General features: G+C 38.8%; 20 protein-coding genes. 9 read left to right on the top strand and 11 right to left on the bottom strand.

The window, feature by feature from the left end; translation table 11 throughout:
• The 6 genes from AB5Z52_RS08230 to AB5Z52_RS08255 all read left to right on the top strand — a co-directional run.
• The coding region (locus AB5Z52_RS08230) for a transketolase C-terminal domain-containing protein (RefSeq protein ID WP_368266879.1) at nt 1-874 on the top strand (874 nt) is incomplete at its 5' end.
• Between the two features lie 464 nt (nt 875-1,338).
• The gene (locus AB5Z52_RS08235) at nt 1,339-2,388 is read left to right on the top strand and encodes an AI-2E family transporter (RefSeq protein ID WP_005471541.1); all 1,050 of its coding nucleotides are present in this window, start codon (nt 1,339-1,341) and stop codon (nt 2,386-2,388) included.
• Between the two features lie 104 nt (nt 2,389-2,492).
• Complete coding sequence (locus AB5Z52_RS08240; RefSeq protein WP_003126547.1) at nt 2,493-3,185, top strand: response regulator transcription factor; 693 nt, start codon at nt 2,493-2,495, stop codon at nt 3,183-3,185.
• Nucleotides 3,178-4,164 carry a sensor histidine kinase gene (locus AB5Z52_RS08245; protein WP_368243485.1) on the top strand — a complete coding sequence of 329 codons (987 nt, stop codon included), beginning with the start codon at nt 3,178-3,180 and terminating at the stop codon, nt 4,162-4,164. The genes AB5Z52_RS08240 and AB5Z52_RS08245 overlap by 8 nt, the downstream gene beginning before the upstream one ends.
• A gap of 94 nt (nt 4,165-4,258) precedes the next feature.
• A complete protein-coding gene (locus AB5Z52_RS08250) occupies nt 4,259-5,017 on the top strand; it encodes an ABC transporter ATP-binding protein (protein ID WP_005473116.1) in 759 nt (252 codons plus the stop codon).
• Nucleotides 5,018-5,020: 3 nt separating this feature from the next.
• A complete protein-coding gene (locus AB5Z52_RS08255) occupies nt 5,021-6,994 on the top strand; it encodes an ABC transporter permease (protein WP_142976921.1) in 1,974 nt (657 codons plus the stop codon).
• A gap of 201 nt (nt 6,995-7,195) precedes the next feature.
• Here AB5Z52_RS08255 and AB5Z52_RS08260 read toward each other — a convergent pair whose 3' ends face one another.
• From AB5Z52_RS08260 to AB5Z52_RS08300, 9 genes are all read right to left on the bottom strand, one after another.
• Complete coding sequence (locus tag AB5Z52_RS08260; RefSeq protein WP_003126551.1) at nt 7,196-7,447, bottom strand: hypothetical protein; 252 nt, start codon at nt 7,445-7,447, stop codon at nt 7,196-7,198.
• Between the two features lie 33 nt (nt 7,448-7,480).
• Nucleotides 7,481-7,663 carry a hypothetical protein gene (locus AB5Z52_RS08265; protein WP_003126552.1) on the bottom strand — a complete coding sequence of 61 codons (183 nt, stop codon included), beginning with the start codon at nt 7,661-7,663 and terminating at the stop codon, nt 7,481-7,483.
• An 87-nt stretch (nt 7,664-7,750) separates the two neighbouring features.
• Complete coding sequence (locus tag AB5Z52_RS08270; RefSeq protein WP_003126553.1) at nt 7,751-8,401, bottom strand: hypothetical protein; 651 nt, start codon at nt 8,399-8,401, stop codon at nt 7,751-7,753.
• Complete coding sequence (locus tag AB5Z52_RS08275) at nt 8,398-9,231, bottom strand: hypothetical protein (RefSeq protein WP_096710999.1); 834 nt, start codon at nt 9,229-9,231, stop codon at nt 8,398-8,400. Before AB5Z52_RS08275 ends, AB5Z52_RS08270 begins: the two co-directional genes overlap by 4 nt.
• Nucleotides 9,221-9,763, bottom strand: a complete 543-nt coding sequence (locus AB5Z52_RS08280; RefSeq protein WP_005473122.1) for a sigma-70 family RNA polymerase sigma factor — start codon at nt 9,761-9,763, stop codon at nt 9,221-9,223. Before AB5Z52_RS08280 ends, AB5Z52_RS08275 begins: the two co-directional genes overlap by 11 nt.
• Nucleotides 9,764-9,863: 100 nt before the next feature.
• Nucleotides 9,864-10,325, bottom strand: coding sequence for an HIT family protein (locus AB5Z52_RS08285; RefSeq protein ID WP_003126557.1), 462 nt, complete (start codon nt 10,323-10,325; stop codon nt 9,864-9,866).
• Between the two features lie 14 nt (nt 10,326-10,339).
• Nucleotides 10,340-10,636, bottom strand: coding sequence for a hypothetical protein (locus tag AB5Z52_RS08290; RefSeq protein WP_021149711.1), 297 nt, complete (start codon nt 10,634-10,636; stop codon nt 10,340-10,342).
• 422 nt (nt 10,637-11,058) lie between these two features.
• Nucleotides 11,059-11,538: a GNAT family N-acetyltransferase gene (locus AB5Z52_RS08295; RefSeq protein WP_003126559.1), complete on the bottom strand. Its 480-nt coding sequence runs from the start codon at nt 11,536-11,538 to the stop codon at nt 11,059-11,061.
• A 49-nt stretch (nt 11,539-11,587) separates the two neighbouring features.
• Nucleotides 11,588-11,953: an HIT family protein gene (locus AB5Z52_RS08300; RefSeq protein WP_005473124.1), complete on the bottom strand. Its 366-nt coding sequence runs from the start codon at nt 11,951-11,953 to the stop codon at nt 11,588-11,590.
• Between the two features lie 172 nt (nt 11,954-12,125).
• Here AB5Z52_RS08300 and AB5Z52_RS08305 point away from each other — a divergent pair, with 172 nt between their 5' ends.
• Nucleotides 12,126-13,148 carry a Gfo/Idh/MocA family oxidoreductase gene (locus tag AB5Z52_RS08305; protein WP_117474654.1) on the top strand — a complete coding sequence of 341 codons (1,023 nt, stop codon included), beginning with the start codon at nt 12,126-12,128 and terminating at the stop codon, nt 13,146-13,148.
• 81 nt (nt 13,149-13,229) lie between these two features.
• On the opposite strand, the gene AB5Z52_RS08310 is transcribed toward AB5Z52_RS08305, so the two are convergent.
• Nucleotides 13,230-13,562 carry a helix-turn-helix domain-containing protein gene (locus AB5Z52_RS08310; protein ID WP_003126562.1) on the bottom strand — a complete coding sequence of 111 codons (333 nt, stop codon included), beginning with the start codon at nt 13,560-13,562 and terminating at the stop codon, nt 13,230-13,232.
• 194 nt (nt 13,563-13,756) lie between these two features.
• Here AB5Z52_RS08310 and AB5Z52_RS08315 point away from each other — a divergent pair, with 194 nt between their 5' ends.
• Entirely contained in the window at nt 13,757-14,014 is a 258-nt protein-coding gene (locus tag AB5Z52_RS08315) for a LexA family transcriptional regulator (protein ID WP_021149707.1), read from the top strand.
• A 52-nt stretch (nt 14,015-14,066) separates the two neighbouring features.
• Here AB5Z52_RS08315 and AB5Z52_RS08320 read toward each other — a convergent pair whose 3' ends face one another.
• Nucleotides 14,067-15,059 (bottom strand): DNA/RNA non-specific endonuclease, encoded by a 993-nt coding sequence (locus tag AB5Z52_RS08320; protein WP_005473129.1) that lies wholly within the window; start codon nt 15,057-15,059, stop codon nt 14,067-14,069.
• A 693-nt stretch (nt 15,060-15,752) separates the two neighbouring features.
• On the opposite strand from AB5Z52_RS08320, the gene rsgA reads away from it, so the two are divergent.
• Nucleotides 15,753-16,706, top strand: coding sequence for a ribosome small subunit-dependent GTPase A (gene rsgA / locus AB5Z52_RS08325; RefSeq protein WP_005473130.1), 954 nt, complete (start codon nt 15,753-15,755; stop codon nt 16,704-16,706).
• Nucleotides 16,707-16,825 lie beyond the last annotated feature (119 nt).

A 16,825-nucleotide genomic window follows, 5' to 3' on the forward strand; every position in this document is an offset into this window, starting at 1 on the left:
GGATCCAACAGTCGTTGCAGTAAATGCTGGCACGCCGATGATCCTTTTTACCCCTGAACAACGAAAAATCGCCGGCAGTCAATTTGTTGACGTTGGGATCGCAGAGGAACATGCTGCAACCATGACTGCCGGTCTGGCAAAAAATGGAGCAAAACCCGTTTGGGCAGTTTTTTCAACCTTTATGCAACGAAGTTTTGACCAAATCTCTCATGATTTGTCTTTGAACAATGTGGCGGGAACTATTTTAGTTTATGGCGCTTCAGCTTATGGCATGAATGATGAAAGTCATTTAGGGATCTTTGATATTCCATTTTTGAGTCATATTCCGAATCTTGTTTATCTTGCACCGACCAATAAGGAAGAATATTTAGCGATGCTGGATTGGTCTATTGACCAATCCCAACACCCAGTGGCAATTCGCGTTCCTGTCGGTCCGTTAGAATCAGGTCGTGTCGATCAAACAGATTACAGTCAACTAAACAAAAATCAACTCATTCAAGCGGGCAGCAAAGTTGCCTTACTTGGTGTAGGAAATGCTCTTGGCCTGGCAAAAAAAGCAGCTGCCATGATAGAAACCGAGCTTGGGATCACACCTACGGTCATTAATCCTAGATTTATTTCTGGATTAGATACTGACACATTGTCTGGCTTAATTGCTACACATCAATTGTTGCTCACTCTTGAAGATGGCCTTCTTGAAGGAGGCTATGGACAAGCTGTCGCTAGTTATTTAGGAAAATCTCCGATCAAAATTGTCAATTTTGGTTTAGATAAAGCCTTTCATGACCGTTATCAAGCAAATGAGTTGCTACAAGAAAATGGGTTGACCGTTGATGCCATTCTTCGAGAAGTTCGTCAAGAATTGTCTCTTTAGTCATAGTGAGCTAGTCGCATAGTGAGCGTCCTTTTAAGGAAAGCAGACAATTCGTCTAGGAGTAACAACTGATAAGAATAAATATAGAATCGTTTAAACTGCCCTTTGTTCGATACAAACCGAACAAAGGGCAGTTTTTGATAAAAAAGGCGTCTGCCTTAGTTTCCGCTAAGACAGACTGTAAATTATTCTGTCAAGGTCTATTGTGTCATAGTAACCTTAAAACAACCATAAACTTTTCGAAAAAATAGGCATTTATCTTTTGAAAATAATCATCAGTCCTTCATTCACGATACTTGGTCCAGTTGCCACTGACAGCAGGCTGCTTTTGCTTTAGCATATGACTCTACCCACAATAGTCTTCTTAATTGATTTGAGTTGATAATTGCTTCAAAAAGTGGTTAGATTAATTGGGGAATGAAGTAACAGTCGTTGATTGACGACTTGAAAAAAGGAGCGTGTTCATGAATTACTACCATCGGTTTGTTGCCAATGTTCCATTAAGACGTTGGACAGTGCTGATCTTTCTTTGCGGGATCTTATTTCTGCTTCGCAGTATGATGACTATTATTTTATTAACCTTTATTTTTACTTATTTGATTTACAAACTGGTCCAGCTAATACGCAAGAAAGTGAATGTGTCAATCAAACTTCTTTCAATCGTGTTGTACTTGATCGTTGTCGCTTTGGTTTACTTAGTCATTACCAAGTATGCACCGATTCTTTTGAACCAATCCGCGCAACTGGTTAAGTCAGTGACCGATTTTTATCAAAAAGCAGACTCTAACAATGAGTTATTAGAGTATTTGCTACATTTGGTGCAAACAAGCGATTATGTCCAAAAAATCCAAAATGGAGTCGTCGTCGTCATCAATTATCTTTACAACTTCGGTGAATTGGCTTTGACTGTATTGATCTCTTTCTTATTGAGTTTTTTCTTTATGATTGACAACAAAAAAACAGTGGCATTTTCTCAGCTCTTTTTGCAAGGGAGTGCTTCCTGGTTTTTTGAGGATGTTTACTATCTCGCAAGGAAATTTACCCGCGCATTCGGAAGTGTGATCGAAACCCAGCTATTGATTGCTATCGTTAATACAGTGATCACAGTGCTTGCTTTAGCTGTCATGGGCTTTCCTCAGCTGTTAAGTTTGGCCATGATGATTTTCTTCTTAAGCTTGATTCCAGTAGCAGGAGTCATCATTTCTTGTATTCCATTAACCTTTATTGCCTATACGATTGGCGGACTCAATGATGTTGTCTATGTTTTATTAATCATTATTTTTGTTCATGCTCTCGAGTCCTATGTTCTCAATCCGCGGCTGATGTCCCATAAAACAGAGATTCCCATGTTCTATACGTTCATTGTTTTATATCTGGGTGAGCATCTCTTTGGTATCTGGGGTCTGATCGTGGGGATCCCACTATTTACTTTCTTATTAGATCTAATGAAAATCAAGCAAGTCCCATCAATCCGCAATGCACTTAAAAAAAGTGAGTCGAATGAAAAAGTGTAAATAAAAAGAAACGTCTAGAATGATTTATCTCAACTAGACGTTTCTTTTTATTTTCTGGTACACTGTCTGTGATAGCTTCACCAATTTAGTGATAGGAGAGAATCATGCAAAAAATATACCTTGTAGAAGATGATGCTACGATCGTTTCAGTACTGGCTGATTATTTAAGACAATGGGGATATGAGTGTTATCCCGCCAAAAAATTTGCTGAAATTTTGCAGGAATTTCGTGCGGTAAGTCCCGACTTGATTCTTTTGGACATTTCTTTGCCTTATTACAACGGGTACCATTGGTGCCAAGAAATTCGTAACATTTCTGAAGTGCCAATCATTTTTCTTTCTTCAATGGATCAACAAATGAATCAAATCATGGCAATGAACATGGGAGCCGATGATTACCTAACAAAACCTTTTGATTTGGCGTTTGTTTTGGCTAAGATCCAAGCGCTGTTGCGCCGCAGCTACCAATATACCCATCAACAAGTCCAGACGTTTTCATTAGGAGATGTCACTTTTCATCCAATAGAAAATTTGCTGAAAAGTAAAACGGAATCTTTGCCGCTGTCGCCAAACGAATCTCGAATCCTTTCCTTACTCTTGCAACAGCAAGGGAAAATCGTTCCCAAAGAAACGATTATTGAAATGCTTTGGAATAGCGAAGAGTTTATTGATAATAATACATTAGCCGTTAACATGACCCGCTTGCGAAAGAAATTAAGTCAAACTGGATTGTCTGATTTGATTCAAACAGTGAAAAACAAAGGCTATTTGATTGAAAAGGAACAAGCCTATGATTAACTTAAAAGAGTATTTTTTGCTTTACGGCAAGTTCTATTTGTTTTTAATTTTGTTTAGTAGCGGTCTTTTAGGCTTGTTCTTTCTCCATGAGCTTCCTTTAGAGCCCTTCATCGATTATGTGATTTTCACAGGAGTGATTTTAGGTATTTTCTCTGTCTGGCAATATATGCGTTATCTACAAAAAAGACGTCAGTTACAAAACTTATTAGCCAAGAAAATGATCACTGAAGCAGCTTTGGCTTTCTTGCCGATTGCGCGAAACAGTATCGAAGAAGAATACCAGCAGCTAATCAAACGACAAGCTAAAGAAAAAACCGCCTCCGAGTATCAAGCAGCCTTGAAGAATGAAGAAATCTACGAAGACTTCGGATTATGGCTGCATCAGATCAAAACACCATTAGCAGCGATGGATTTGTTAGTGCAAAGTGATGATGGCCTATCGCCCACTGAAGTCAAAGCAGAACTATTTAAAGTGAATGATTATTTGCAAATGATGCTGAATTATTTACGACAAAACTTGAAAAATGATGACTTTGTTTTTGAACCGATTGTGTTAGCACCTCTCATTCACCAAGCAATCAAAAAATATGCCTTGTTTTTTTCAAAAAAAGACTTGCAACTGGATTTGGCTATCGACTTGACCGTTACTTCGGATCGTAAATGGCTGACTTTTATCTTTGAGCAGTTGCTTTTTAATAGCCTGAAGTATACAGAAAAAGGCGGAATCCGGATTTTTACCGAAAACAATTGTCTTTTGATTCAAGACACAGGGATCGGTATTCGTCAAGAAGATTTGCCGCGGATTTTTGAAAAAGGTTATACAGGACAAAATGGACGCTTTCAGCAGCGTGCTAGCGGATTAGGATTATATTTGAGCCAGCAAGCAGCAGAAAAAATCGGCTGTCAGCTAACGATTGACTCCGAAGTAGGGAAGGGAACTACGGTGACGATCCATTTTCCCACTAAAAATTTTATTTGACCGCAAACTTTCAACACTGTAAGTTTGCGTTTTTTATTGTAAGTCGCTTTTTTCTTCTAAACAGCTTATGCTAAAAAAGAAGGGGGAGAGAACAATGCCACTATTAAACATTCAACAAGTAAAAAAAGTGTATCAAAGTCAGTTGAACGGCCAGCCGGTCGAAGCATTGAAGAATATCACGTTTTCAGTAGAAGAAGGCGAATATGTCGCCATTATGGGAGAATCAGGATCTGGAAAAAGCACCCTACTGAACTTGATGGCCACGTTAGATCAACCGACAGCGGGAGAATTAGCGCTTAATGGTATCGATTTGACGACCATCAAAGAAAAAGACGCTGCAAGTTTTCGCCGAGATCATTTGGGCTTTGTTTTTCAAGATTTCAATTTATTGGATACTTTTTCTGTCAAAGACAATATCTTATTACCATTAGTCTTATCGAAAGTGCCGGTCAAACAAATGGACCAACGACTGCAACCATTAGTGCGAACACTGGGAATTACCGACTTGTTACAACACTATCCCTATGAATTATCCGGCGGCCAGAAACAACGGGTAGCTGTCGCACGCGCGATTATCACAAAGCCGGATCTCTTACTAGCAGATGAACCAACTGGGGCGCTAGATTCAAAAACTTCCGATCAATTGCTGACGTTGTTTCAGCAAATCAATCAGAATGGACAAACGATCATCATGGTTACTCATAGTTCCATTGCTGCAAGCCGCGCGCAACGAGTATTATTCATCAAAGACGGTCACGTCTTCCATCAGCTTTATCGCGGAGAACGAACGAATAGCGCTTTTCTAGAAGCAATCTCGGAAACCATGACAGCTGTCTTTGCAAGGGAGGAGTAAGGAATGTTCTTTCAAAAAATCGCCTTTTCCAATTTGCGAAAAAACACCAAAGCTTATACTCCTTTTTTACTGTCCATGAGTCTTCTAGTTGCAGTGATAATGATGACACAAATCATTGTAAATAATCCAGGAATGAATAAACTGCCAAGCAGTCAAAGTGCTATTTTTATGTTTCGACTAGGAAATATCATTTTAATGATTTTCGCCGCCATTTTTTCGTTTTACACCAATAACTTTTTGATCAAACAACGAAAAAAAGAATTTGGACTTTACAATGTTCTAGGATTAGGGAAACGAGAAATTGCGTTAGTGGTCTTTTGGGAACTTTTTTATAGCTGCCTCATCAGTCTGGCCGCAGGGCTAGTTGGAGGTCTTTTGTTTGCACGATTGGGGTTCTTGATTTTAAAAAGAATTCTAGAGGTGGGAGAATCTTTCGTCTTTGAACTTTCTGTAGAAAGTATCGGTCTTGTGATCCTTTACTTTTTGATGGTTTATGGCTGCCTTTTTCTATTCAATATGCTGCAAGTCCGGCGAACCAAGCCGATCGAACTGCTGCAAGGTAGTAAGCGCAATGAACAAGAGCCGCGAGCAAAAGGCTTTTTAGCCCTTCTAGGGATCATTTGTTTAGCGGTAGGGTATACGATTTCTGTCACAATCAAGTCGCCCATCAGCGCCTTAGCACTCTTTTTTGTCGCTGTGATTCTTGTGATCATCGCCACGTATCTGTTGTTTATTTCTGGCAGTATTAAAGCATTGCAGTTTTTAAGAAAGCGATCCACTTATTATTATCAGACGACCCATTTCATCAATGTATCAACGATGCTTTATCGAATGAAACAAAATGCAGCAGGTCTAGCAAGTATTTGTATTTTGTCAACAATGGTTTTAGTGACTGTTGCCACAACAGCTAGTCTTTATTTCGGACAGAAGAATGTGGTGGAAACACGATTTCCTTATGACTTTCAGATCGAGTCAGAGGCGAATCTGCAACAATTGAACCAAGCCATCGATAGTCTTGAAAATAAAGTAACGCTCAAAAACCGGAAACAAGTCACTGCTACTAAAGACTTACTTTTTACGGTTGAGGGAAACACACTTACTCCTTCAACAACTTTTGAAGATAACAGCGAGAATTTAGAAAAAGCGGTCTTTCTCACATTTGTTACTAGTACGGAGTACCAAAGAATCACAGGAAAAGAAGGACCAGAAAAAGATGAATTGTTGGTCTTTCCAGAAACTTGGACCCATCAAGCGTTGCCTAAAGAGCTGACGATCGATCATAGTCAGTTCACTCTTCGATCACTAACTGAGCTGCCACCTTTTACTCAAGTGGAGAATCCCGTTCAACAACTTGTGGTGGTAGTCGATGATACTTGGCTTTCTGAGAAATTAACTAGTTGGTATCAGGAAAAAGAATTCCTTATGTATCACCAACCAGTGATCACTACTGTTTTTGACTTCCAAGTGCCTGAAACCAGTGATCGAGAAACAATGGTCAAAGAGATACGAAAGGACCTTCAAGCAGCTGATCCGAATGCACGCATTGAATCAAAAGATCTCTTCCAAGTACAGACCAAAACGTTTACGGGAGGATTCTTTTTCTTAGGGTTGATTTTTGGACTGATCTTTATTTTGGCAGCTACATTAATCATCTATTACAAGCAAGTCTCTGAAGGAATAGAAGATAAAGAACGTTTTGAGATCTTACAGAAAGTTGGCTTAAGTCATAAAGAAGTCAAGCAAGTGATCCAACAACAAGTATTGATGATTTTTTCTTTTCCATTGGTAGCTGCGATTATCCACCTTGCATTCGCGTTTCCGATGATTCGCAAGCTGCTTTTGCTTTTCGGGTTGACCGACCGCAATCTGCTGATCAGTGTGACTGTTGTATCAGTTGCTCTTTTCGCAGTCATTTATCTGTTGGTATATCTTATCACAGCAAAAGTCTATTACCGACTTGTTGAACGAGAGCAATAATTGTTTGTCACTCACTAAGTTAAATTAGTTAAATTGAACAAAAAATACCCAAAGGAATAGAGCCCTCAGTGTTTGCATTACTGCAAAGACCTATCGTCAATGACAACGTCATGACTTGCTCTTTTCTCTGGGTATTTTTTTAAGAAAATTCTCTATGCTAGCTTCTCCGATTCACTTTCGATGCGAATAAATGAAAACTAATCACCGAAGCACGAAAGGTAGCATCCAGATGCCATAAAGAAGACAAGCAACCAGAACACTGCCTAAAAAAGAATTTTCTGAATGCCACATAAATGCAAGTTCGATTGCAAAAAGAACGAGAAGAATAGCGACAGCAAGTACCGCTGACTGATCAGTAAACAACAACCAGCCATAAATAAGTATCAGACAGATAAGATAGAGAATGTACCATTTTCTTAACTTTCTTGGTAGATAACGAACATTGCCAATCATCTGATGCTCCTTTCAATAAATCCACTCTCGGAACTATTTGTTTTTCTTGATCGTCATGACTACTAACGGGATCGTTAATGTGATATACCCAATAATAGAGGCCACCAACAAATAAAATGGCATAGTTGAAATATTGAATAAGTTGGTCAGTAAAACAGCAACCACCATAGATACGAAATAGCAAATAAACAATTGTACAAAACGTTTGAGATTCATCGATTTTCCTCCACAACAAATTTTTGATTATTCCTGCAATATTGTAGTCAAGCTAAGGTTCTGAAAGTTAGGTTCTTATGAAGTGATTTAGGGAAGAACTTCCTGCATGACATCCATCTGATCTGCAGGAACGTTGCCAGCATAGTTCGGCGTTGCTAGGGAAAGCCCACCATCATGGTTGTAAAACAAATACATTGTACCATGGTAGTCTTTACGATCTTGGGTTCCACCCAGTATTTTACCGATTGAGATTTGTGTATTCACTTTGACTTCACGAATTTGATTCGTTCCTACACTAAAAACGCGAATTGTTTTTGTGGGAACCGTTGCGATTGTTGCTCGGTAGCGGCTAGTCACGGAATCATCGGGTGTAGAACTTTCAAAAGTAACTTCCTCTTTGCTCTGATCAATAGTAACAGTGTCAGGAACGTTGAATCCTTCAAAAGAAACTGTCAGGACATTGGATTGTTGTGACATATCTACTTGATAGGGATATGCGCTTGCTGTTTCTGGAGTCTTTGGTGACTCCGTCTCTGATACCGATTCACTGGTAGACCCGCTAGCAGAAGCCCTCGTAACAGTTTTTGTATCTGAAAGAGAAGATTGCGATGATTCTACGGTTTCGCTAGGCATTTGTTTTTGGCTGCTCGAAGATGTGGTTGCTTCTTCTGGTACGTTTGCAGAACAGCCGCTTAATAGCAAGGATAGCAGCAATGGGACTAGTACCTTTCTTTTCATAAAACAGGTAGACCTTCTCTCGTTAATTTTTGACTATTATAACATAAATATCGGACAAAAAATGATCTCTGATCAACAAACCCAATCAAATCACGATAGTACCAGTCTTTAAAAATCCCGATTCCAAAGACGATCCCCAAGACTAACCCAATAGCTAAAAGAATTAGTAAAAGATTGACGAATATCATCAATCGATAATTGAAATGCCAATTACTGATTATGTAATCTAAGGGATTTTTACGGTGGATTTTTTCAGTGATTGGAATTTTTTTGAGTGCAGGAATCGTGTCATGGAAATGTTGAAACAGTTGATAGTCTTTCTTTGTCAATACATCACTAAAAATATGGCTATCCGATTGAAAATCAAAGTAAGCCCAAAACATGATTTCCTCGTCTTCTGGTTTCTCAAAGCGATTCAGTTTACGCGTCTTCAAAGAAAATGCCGGAATCGAGGAGTAGGGGTAACTGAAATAGGTTTGATCATCTAAAAAGTCGATGATCACAAGAAAAAGGATCCGTTTTTCTGAAAAAACAAATAGACGATTACTCCGAGTATCATTGAACTGTGCGACATATTGCTTTGCTCTTTCTGTACGTGCATAAGACAAACCAGCTATCCCTTGATTACTGATTGCAAGGTTGCCTGAAGTTGAGAGAGGGAGATAGCCTTGAACTGTTTCGTCTTTATCTAAGAGTGATTGAATTTCAGTCATCAATTCTTGAAAAAAGATATATGTTTTGCCATTAGCTAAAAGACGATTTTTTTCATCTTGCGTTACTTCATTTCTGAGACGACGATTTTCTGAATCAACGATCTGTTTAAAATTCATCACGATTCATCCTTTCTTTCCAAATCTTTTTCAATAATTTTCTGCCGCGAGATAAGTGATTATAAATAGCTGTTGTCTGCAAATCCAGTTGTTGCGCGATCTCTTCTGGACTTTCTTGATAAAAATAATATAAAAGAAAAATTTGTTGATCGACTTGGGATAACTCTTCGAGCCAAATCAGAAATTCTTCTTCACTTAACGGGGATTCCGTAATAGCTAGCTCTTGATATTCTTCAATACTTTCTTGTTGAAATGCTTTATTTAACTTACGCTTGCGATCGATTCCGCGACTTCGAGTAATCAGCAAGATCCAAGTGATAAAACTACTTTTCTCAGGATCATAGGCCTCGATTTTTTGCCAGATTTCATAAAATACTTCATTTGCTACATCTGACCATTCACTTTGTTCAGGAGGGGCTTGTAAGATTCGATGGATGGTCATAAGAATACTTGACCCGTAGCTATCAATTAGTTGTTCCAAGCCGGTATAATCTTTGTTCTTGATCAAATGAATCATTTGATGATCGTTCATTTTTTCACCTCTTTGTCTATTATACGGACGTCTCAACTGTTTTCTATCAGAGTTGTGAAAAATTCTTTTATCAACAAAAAAAGCTCCTGGTCAAGAACTCTCATTGATCACCGGGAACGGATTCAGTCAAAGAAGTCGTGATTCGCTGACGTATGAGGTGATGTTTCTCTTCATCATAGGTATTCTGCGGACATGTCCAATATGTTGCTGGATATAGCCAAACAGGTTTTGAACGACGCTCTTCGGTCTCCCAAGAATATCGTGGAAAAACGTGTGCATGAAGAAATTGATCCGTGTTGCCAAGAATATCGTAATTGACTCGCAGTGGTGAACAGGCGGCTAAAATGGCATCACCCAGAACACTCATCGAGACGAGAAATTCTTGTCTTTCTTCCAGTGATAAATCATTTAGGCTTCCGACTGATTTTTTAGGTAACAACACACAGTAGCCTGGTAAAAATTGGGTATCGCCAAAAACCGCAAAACCACCCGATAATTCCTTCATTAACATGGGATTTGTTCCATTTTGACAAGCTTTGATCCGATCATTGCGCCAATCCATCGAAATTCGCTCCTTTAACGAATTATTTTATCAATAAACCAACGAAGTCTAAATCGTTGACAAAAATGATCCCACAAAAATGTACCAAAAAACGCACCCACGAAGTAGAGTGTCCATGAAGCAAGTTCAAAGGGATTTCCAAATAAAAGAGACATGATTCCACCGATAATAAAAAGATAAGTACCAATCAGAATCTTTCGCAAGGTAGAAGGTAACTGGCGAATGAAAAAGGAGAGTAGAATAAATATTAGGAAATTCATTAATTGCAGCACGTCTAACCAAGCGAAATGATGAACGATAACCTGTTTCATAAGATCTGCTCCCATAAGAATCAAAAAGAAAAAAAGCAGTTTTATCCAGGATGGTTGATGTTGTTCCATAAATCCACCTTCTCTTATAGTAATTATCTAGTTTTAAAATACATAATTAATTATAACATAAGATCAGCAACATTATAGAAAGATGATGAAAAGGAACTAGGAAATAAATTGCATAAATAAGGAAAGAAACTGATAAAAGCTAGTTGAGAAAAACGAATGAGTGGCTCCAAAAAACGCTTGTATGAGACCTTTTCGTCAAACTCGTTTGAACTTTCTCTCGAAAAGTATCAAGGAAACAAGAAGTGTTTTTTATTTACCAGTATAATATTATGTAAACAAGATTACCTATGACAGTCGCTCTTTAAGAGACTCTGTCATAGGTAATGGGGAGAAAAGACAATAAGTAATGAGTTTTAGTGGATATGTTTGGTAAGAAATACACGATCCATACCAGTTACAATCGGACTCGTACGATCTGATAGCTGATAACCGAGTGTTTGATAAAATGAAAGTAGGCGGGTTTCTTGCAAAATCGTACTTAGCTGCCATGTCTTAATAGACGAGAATTTAGCTTCGACTAACTGAATGGCCATTTTACCAATCCCATGATTTTCATTAGCAGGCAAAATACAGATGGGGGCCACTCGAGCTACCAGCGCCGGGGCTTCTGATAGAACGATTCGTACAAAACCTACTGCTGATCCGTCGGCTTGGATCAAATAGAAATAATTATTCTCTCGTTGGTACTTTTTAGAGAAATTCTCATACGTTTCCAGATAAGGGGAGGTTTCTGTATCCTGATAGTGTTCAAACAACTGTTTAAAACTTTCTTTTTGTATCCGATACGCTATCGGTAATGTTTGGTAGGTAACTTTTTCTAACTGAATATCCATTGATCATTCTCTCTTTCATTGTTCAATTGACGACTCGTTAATAACCTTCTTACTTTTTACTGTCATGAAAATCGGGCCAAGCATTGATGCCGTCGCCTTCTTTTCGAGGAATCAAATGGATATGCAGATGATTGACGGATTGTTGGGCAGCAGCGCCATGGGCACTTAAGAAATTGATACCTTCAAAGTTACCAGATTTCACGCAATCTGTTGCCACCTTTTTTGCTGTCTTGGTAACTTGCATCCATATTTCTTCGTCACAAGCAAGAATAGAAGTTACATGTTGTTTCGGTATAACTAAGAGGTGACCGTCTGCAGCGGGATTTTTAGGAAGAATCGCCATTGTCCATTGATTTTCATAAATGATTGTTGCAGGAAGCTGTCTGGCTGCGATCTGACAAAAAGGACATCTCATCGTTTTCTCCTTTTTGAATCAATCATAGCCTATTTGTTTCAAAATGATAAGCGCTTTGTTTCATTAGTTAATTAAGGAGACATACAAATAGACAGCGAGAAGGATTCTTGCTTCCATCTGATCGTTTGTTTGACTATAATGGAACTATCATGAAAAATGGGGGCTTTAAACTATGCTAACAATTGCTTATATTGGCAATGGAAAAAGCACTAATCGCTATCACTTGCCTTTTGTTACTAAATTATCCGACAAAATCCACGTAAAAACAATCTATTCCCGAGTGATTCGCGATACTTGGGCAAAACTTCCTGGAACGACCTACACAACAGATATCAACGATATCTATGATGATCCAGCGATTCAATTAGTCGTTGTGACTACTCCTAACCATCTGCATTTTGAAACTGCCAAGGATGCATTGCTTCACGGAAAGAATGTATTGCTAGAGAAACCTTTTACTGAAACATATGCACAAGCTCAAGAACTTTTTGCTTTGGCTGCAGAAAAAGGACTGTTGATTCAATGTTATCAAAATCGCCGCTACGATTCTGACTTTCTGACTGTCCAAAAAGTTATTGAAAGTGGCGTTCTAGGGGATTTACTTGAAGTAGAAATGCACTATGACTATTATCGCCCCGAAATTCCAGAAAATACACAAGAATTCTCATTAAATAGTAGTTATCTTTATGGACATGCTTGTCATACCATCGATCAAGTGCTGTCTTATTTTGGCGAACCAGAGACATACCATTCAGAAGTTCGCCAACTTTTAGGTCCGAATCGCATGAACGATTATTTCGATCTGGACTTCTTCTATGGCCCTTTAAAGGTATCGATCAAATCAAGCTATTTCCGAATCAAAGAACGACCAAGCTTTGTCGTTTATGGTAAGAAAGGCATGTTTGTCAAACAAACCAAAGATCGCCAAGAAGAGCATTTAAAAATGTTTTATATGCCTGATCATGCGGACTTTGGAATTGATCTTCCTGAACATTATGGCTGTCTGACGTATTATGATGATGAAGGAATCTATCATGAGGAAAAAGTAGTTTCTGAAGTAGGAGACTATAGCCGTGTTTATGCCGGACTGTATGAAGCTATTATTAATGGAAAGCCTAAAACAGTCAAAGACGAAGAAACCCTAGTACAAATGAAGATTCTTGAAGACAGTATCCAAGCAGTTTATCCACGATAATTTCATTTCTGGTAATTCTCGTCAGAGAGCAGGCCAAAAGCCATCTGATTCTATTTTTTTGAGACAGATGGCTTTTTTCAATTAGCGTTTTCTATTTTTTTGCTTAACAAAAGCGATATATTCTAAGATATCCGTGATTTCTTCCTCGGTCATATCTTTGATTTGATGGGCCACTCGCCGTTGATTTTCGTCATAATCCCATTCATCATATGAAACGGATTCACCAATCAATAAAGGCAATGGAACTGAGAGTGCTTTTGCCAATTTTTTTGCAGTATCCACATGGGGTGTCTTACGCTTACCATTTTCAAAGCGGGAAATTTGCGCTGCACTGACTCCAGATTTCAAAGCCAACTGATTGACGCCGAGCTGTTTTTCTTCTCGGAATTTTTTTAGATTTTCGCCAAAACTCATACCAACGCCTCACTTTTTTCTTCTACTCTTTTCATCATAAAGTCAAAAGAAAACAAATGCGATGAAAAGCCAGCGACTTCTTCAAAAACTGTTGTTCCAAGGGAATTTTTCATTTATAATATTACCTATAGGAAATAAACGCTTAGGTTTTTCAATTGTCCGTTGCTTTTGTCTTCTACCCCCTGGAGGAAAATATGATTAGAAGAGATCGGATCTTATTTTTTATTGATGCTTATCAGCAAGAACAGAAACGAGCACCATCTATTCGAGAAATTTGTGCCCATGAAGGAATCAAATCAACTTCTCTCATTCACCGTCATCTACTTCGGATGGAAAATAGAGGCCTAATCACGAGAGAAAAATTTCCAAAATCACGCACATTGCGTTTAACAGAAGCAGGAAATAACTATTTGACAGAGTTACAAAAATCAAGGTGCGAGCAAGCGCTATAAGGTTAACGTGTCGAATAGGGATGCTCTCAAAATAAAAAAGCCTATGGCTTTTTTATTTTGGTGCTCGATAACCAGCAGCTTTGGCTTCCGCAATCGTTTTGAACCATTCTTTTGGATTTGTCGTCTGTTCATAGCCTCTCGTACCTGGCAGATGATAAATGCCATTTTTTGACCCTTTGATCAGACCATTTCCCTTCGCGTCTACATATTCTTTTTCATCTTCAGCAACATTCGATGTAGTATTTTTTGCCGAAGTGCTAGTCGCATCAGATGCTTCTTCAGAAAGCACACTTGTCCCATCTTGGTAATGGATCGTCACACCATCTTGAATATTGAATATATAAATATTGAAGCGGATCGTATTATCGCCAATCGATTGGGCTTGCATTTGAACGCCTCGTGCCACTAATTCATCACCGCGGTAAATAGGAGTCACCGAATAACGAACATAATGGCTGGGATCTTGTTCTAAATAGTATTTGATATCCATTTCATAGCGTAACATTTCGGGATTATTCAACTGTTGTGTACCTGTGATCAGATTTTTCCAGTTGGCATTTTCTCCCGCCAGAGCAAAGCCGATCAAATGAGTTCGATTATAAAGATAACCTTTTTTCAGCTTTTTATTGTGCCAGCCTGTAGGCGTGACACTAGAGATATCCCCGCGTTTTTCAGTAGGCATCAGGGATTGATTCAACATAGCTTCCGCAGAAGTGGCTCGATTTAAGCGATCGAGATCACCATATTTTTCCCATGCACCATTTTTTATAGAGAGGGTATCTTGTGAGAAGGAGGGGACATTGTTGTTGATAGTAATGGTTTGTGTCCCTTGATATGTCAATGCAGCGAGATTATTTGCTGACTGGGTTTCTTTTGTATGCGAATCTGATGCTTTAGAAGACTCTGACTGTTTCACCTGTATAGTAGATGAGTGTCCAGGTGATGAAGTGGGGTTCGGGTCTTTTTGGGTTTGCGTGTACAAGCTGATACCAAGTACAGCAGCAATCAAAAGACCACTGATTGTACCAAGAAGTTTCTTTGCCATGATTTTCTCCTAACATATGGTTTGCTCCTTTGTAAAATCGCGAGCGTAAGATGGGGTTGCGAGTTTCAATAAAGGAGGAAAAAATAAATATTCTGCTGCTATCATACCATTTTTTAAATAACAGTTGAAAAGAAAAAAACTTTTTTTACCAAATATTTCTTATATGAATAAATAGAAAAGAGAATATTATATAACGAATTATTCACAAAAGAACTAAGATTATTCACTAATGGGTAAAGGAGAATGGTCAAAAGTTAATGAACATAGGGAAGATAGGGCAAGAATGGGGATCTCAGAAGAAGATAGGAAGGAACAACGATAATAGTAGAACAGTGATACAAGGGGAGGCTTATTGCTTAATGAGCGAGGAGCTATCTTGAAAAAATCGTAGAGGATGAAGAGAGTTTAAAGAGGACTGTCTATCGCGTGAGTTTCAGCTTTTTCGTTTTAGTGGTTTTGAAGCCATTGACAGGGGATATTCAACGCTCCATAGCATTTCTTGCGGCTAATCATTATTGAGCTATAAAAGAAAAGCTGGTCTGACAATCGCAAGAAATGCTATACTAGGGATACATCAATCGATGAATTTACTCACGAAAGGGGAAATGTCATATGAATACTTATAATGGACGTCAAGATCATGGAGGTTTCCCTTTATAGAGTGGCACCTCCAAACATAAATGGAGGAAATTCATGGAAAATCAAGGAATTGTTATCTTTCAAGCGAAAGATCTGGCAAAAGTAGTCTTGTCTTCAGGAGAAGAACGTTATGCCCGTGTCTCCGGAAAGTTTCGCCAGCAAGCAACAGCATTGAAAGACTATCCGATCGTAGGCGATCGGGTAATGGGGCATTGTTATGATCAAAATCAATTTTTGATTGATACCGTCTTGCCGCGAAAAAGTTTTTTACAGCGGAAAGTAGCTGGAAATCGACCAGACGAACAAGGAATCGCTGCTAATGTGACGACTGTCTTTCTTACAACAAACGCCAATGAAGAGTTTAATCTCGCTCGCTTGGAGCGGTTCGTTACGATTGTTTGGAACAGTGGAGCCAATCCAGTCATTGTATTAACAAAAATCGATCAGATGGACACAACAGAAACAGAAGCAATCATCAACCAGCTGAAGCTGACATTCGCTTTGCCGGTTTTAGCTACCACCATCTACAAAGATGAGCGGACGCAATTCGAACCATTTTTGACGCCAGAAAGCATGGTAGCCTTTATTGGTTCTTCAGGGGTTGGTAAATCTTCTTTACTCAATCAATTACTAGGAGACGAACGGCAGACAACCAAAGCCATTCGTGAAGAAGATGGGCGTGGTCGTCACACTACCACGAGTAGACAGCTGTTCCGCTTGCCAAATGGGGCAATGGTCATCGATACTCCTGGCATGAGAGAAATCAGTTTGGAGACGGTTGCTGCTTCTTCATTAGATCGGCATTACCAGATGATTGAACTTTTAGCAGAAAAATGCCGCTTCAAAAATTGTCGTCATGAATCAGAGCCAAATTGTGCAGTCAAAGAAGCGTTAGCTTCTGGAGAACTCTCGCAAGATCTATTTAACCGTTACCGTAAAATGGAGAAAGAATTGGTCTATTTGAGACACAAAGAACACCTGCAAGCACGTAAAAAAAGAGAAAGATAGCAATACTAAAAGCGCTGTGACCTGAATGCTGTATACATTTTGACTCGTTTTCCTAATCACATTAAGAAAGGGAGGTACCAAAATGGGATTCCTGCAAAAGAGCCACAGCGCTTTTTTTA

The organism is Enterococcus sp. RTP21361st1_A6_RTP21361_211029 (assembly GCF_040910045.1).
In the GTDB taxonomy this organism is placed as follows: Bacteria; Bacillota; Bacilli; order Lactobacillales; family Enterococcaceae; genus Enterococcus_D; species Enterococcus_D gallinarum.

What these genes read in the sequence shown, in the direction of transcription:
- AB5Z52_RS08275 (WP_096710999.1), bottom strand. Translation starts at nt 9,231, where the DNA reads ATGAATTTTAAACAGATCGTTGATTCAGAAAATCGTCGTCTCAGAAAT.
- AB5Z52_RS08290 (WP_021149711.1), bottom strand. Translation starts at nt 10,636, where the DNA reads ATGAAACAGGTTATCGTTCATCATTTCGCTTGGTTAGACGTGCTGCAA.
- AB5Z52_RS08315 (WP_021149707.1), top strand. Translation starts at nt 13,757, where the DNA reads ATGATTAGAAGAGATCGGATCTTATTTTTTATTGATGCTTATCAGCAA.
- AB5Z52_RS08255 (WP_142976921.1), top strand. Translation starts at nt 5,021, where the DNA reads ATGTTCTTTCAAAAAATCGCCTTTTCCAATTTGCGAAAAAACACCAAA.
- AB5Z52_RS08260 (WP_003126551.1), bottom strand. Translation starts at nt 7,447, where the DNA reads ATGATTGGCAATGTTCGTTATCTACCAAGAAAGTTAAGAAAATGGTAC.
- AB5Z52_RS08305 (WP_117474654.1), top strand. Translation starts at nt 12,126, where the DNA reads ATGCTAACAATTGCTTATATTGGCAATGGAAAAAGCACTAATCGCTAT.
- AB5Z52_RS08265 (WP_003126552.1), bottom strand. Translation starts at nt 7,663, where the DNA reads ATGAATCTCAAACGTTTTGTACAATTGTTTATTTGCTATTTCGTATCT.
- rsgA (WP_005473130.1), top strand. Translation starts at nt 15,753, where the DNA reads ATGGAAAATCAAGGAATTGTTATCTTTCAAGCGAAAGATCTGGCAAAA.
- AB5Z52_RS08270 (WP_003126553.1), bottom strand. Translation starts at nt 8,401, where the DNA reads ATGAAAAGAAAGGTACTAGTCCCATTGCTGCTATCCTTGCTATTAAGC.
- AB5Z52_RS08280 (WP_005473122.1), bottom strand. Translation starts at nt 9,763, where the DNA reads ATGAACGATCATCAAATGATTCATTTGATCAAGAACAAAGATTATACC.
- AB5Z52_RS08245 (WP_368243485.1), top strand. Translation starts at nt 3,178, where the DNA reads ATGATTAACTTAAAAGAGTATTTTTTGCTTTACGGCAAGTTCTATTTG.
- AB5Z52_RS08250 (WP_005473116.1), top strand. Translation starts at nt 4,259, where the DNA reads ATGCCACTATTAAACATTCAACAAGTAAAAAAAGTGTATCAAAGTCAG.
- AB5Z52_RS08235 (WP_005471541.1), top strand. Translation starts at nt 1,339, where the DNA reads ATGAATTACTACCATCGGTTTGTTGCCAATGTTCCATTAAGACGTTGG.
- AB5Z52_RS08300 (WP_005473124.1), bottom strand. Translation starts at nt 11,953, where the DNA reads ATGAGATGTCCTTTTTGTCAGATCGCAGCCAGACAGCTTCCTGCAACA.
- AB5Z52_RS08295 (WP_003126559.1), bottom strand. Translation starts at nt 11,538, where the DNA reads ATGGATATTCAGTTAGAAAAAGTTACCTACCAAACATTACCGATAGCG.
- AB5Z52_RS08285 (WP_003126557.1), bottom strand. Translation starts at nt 10,325, where the DNA reads ATGGATTGGCGCAATGATCGGATCAAAGCTTGTCAAAATGGAACAAAT.
- AB5Z52_RS08310 (WP_003126562.1), bottom strand. Translation starts at nt 13,562, where the DNA reads ATGAGTTTTGGCGAAAATCTAAAAAAATTCCGAGAAGAAAAACAGCTC.
- AB5Z52_RS08240 (WP_003126547.1), top strand. Translation starts at nt 2,493, where the DNA reads ATGCAAAAAATATACCTTGTAGAAGATGATGCTACGATCGTTTCAGTA.
- AB5Z52_RS08320 (WP_005473129.1), bottom strand. Translation starts at nt 15,059, where the DNA reads ATGGCAAAGAAACTTCTTGGTACAATCAGTGGTCTTTTGATTGCTGCT.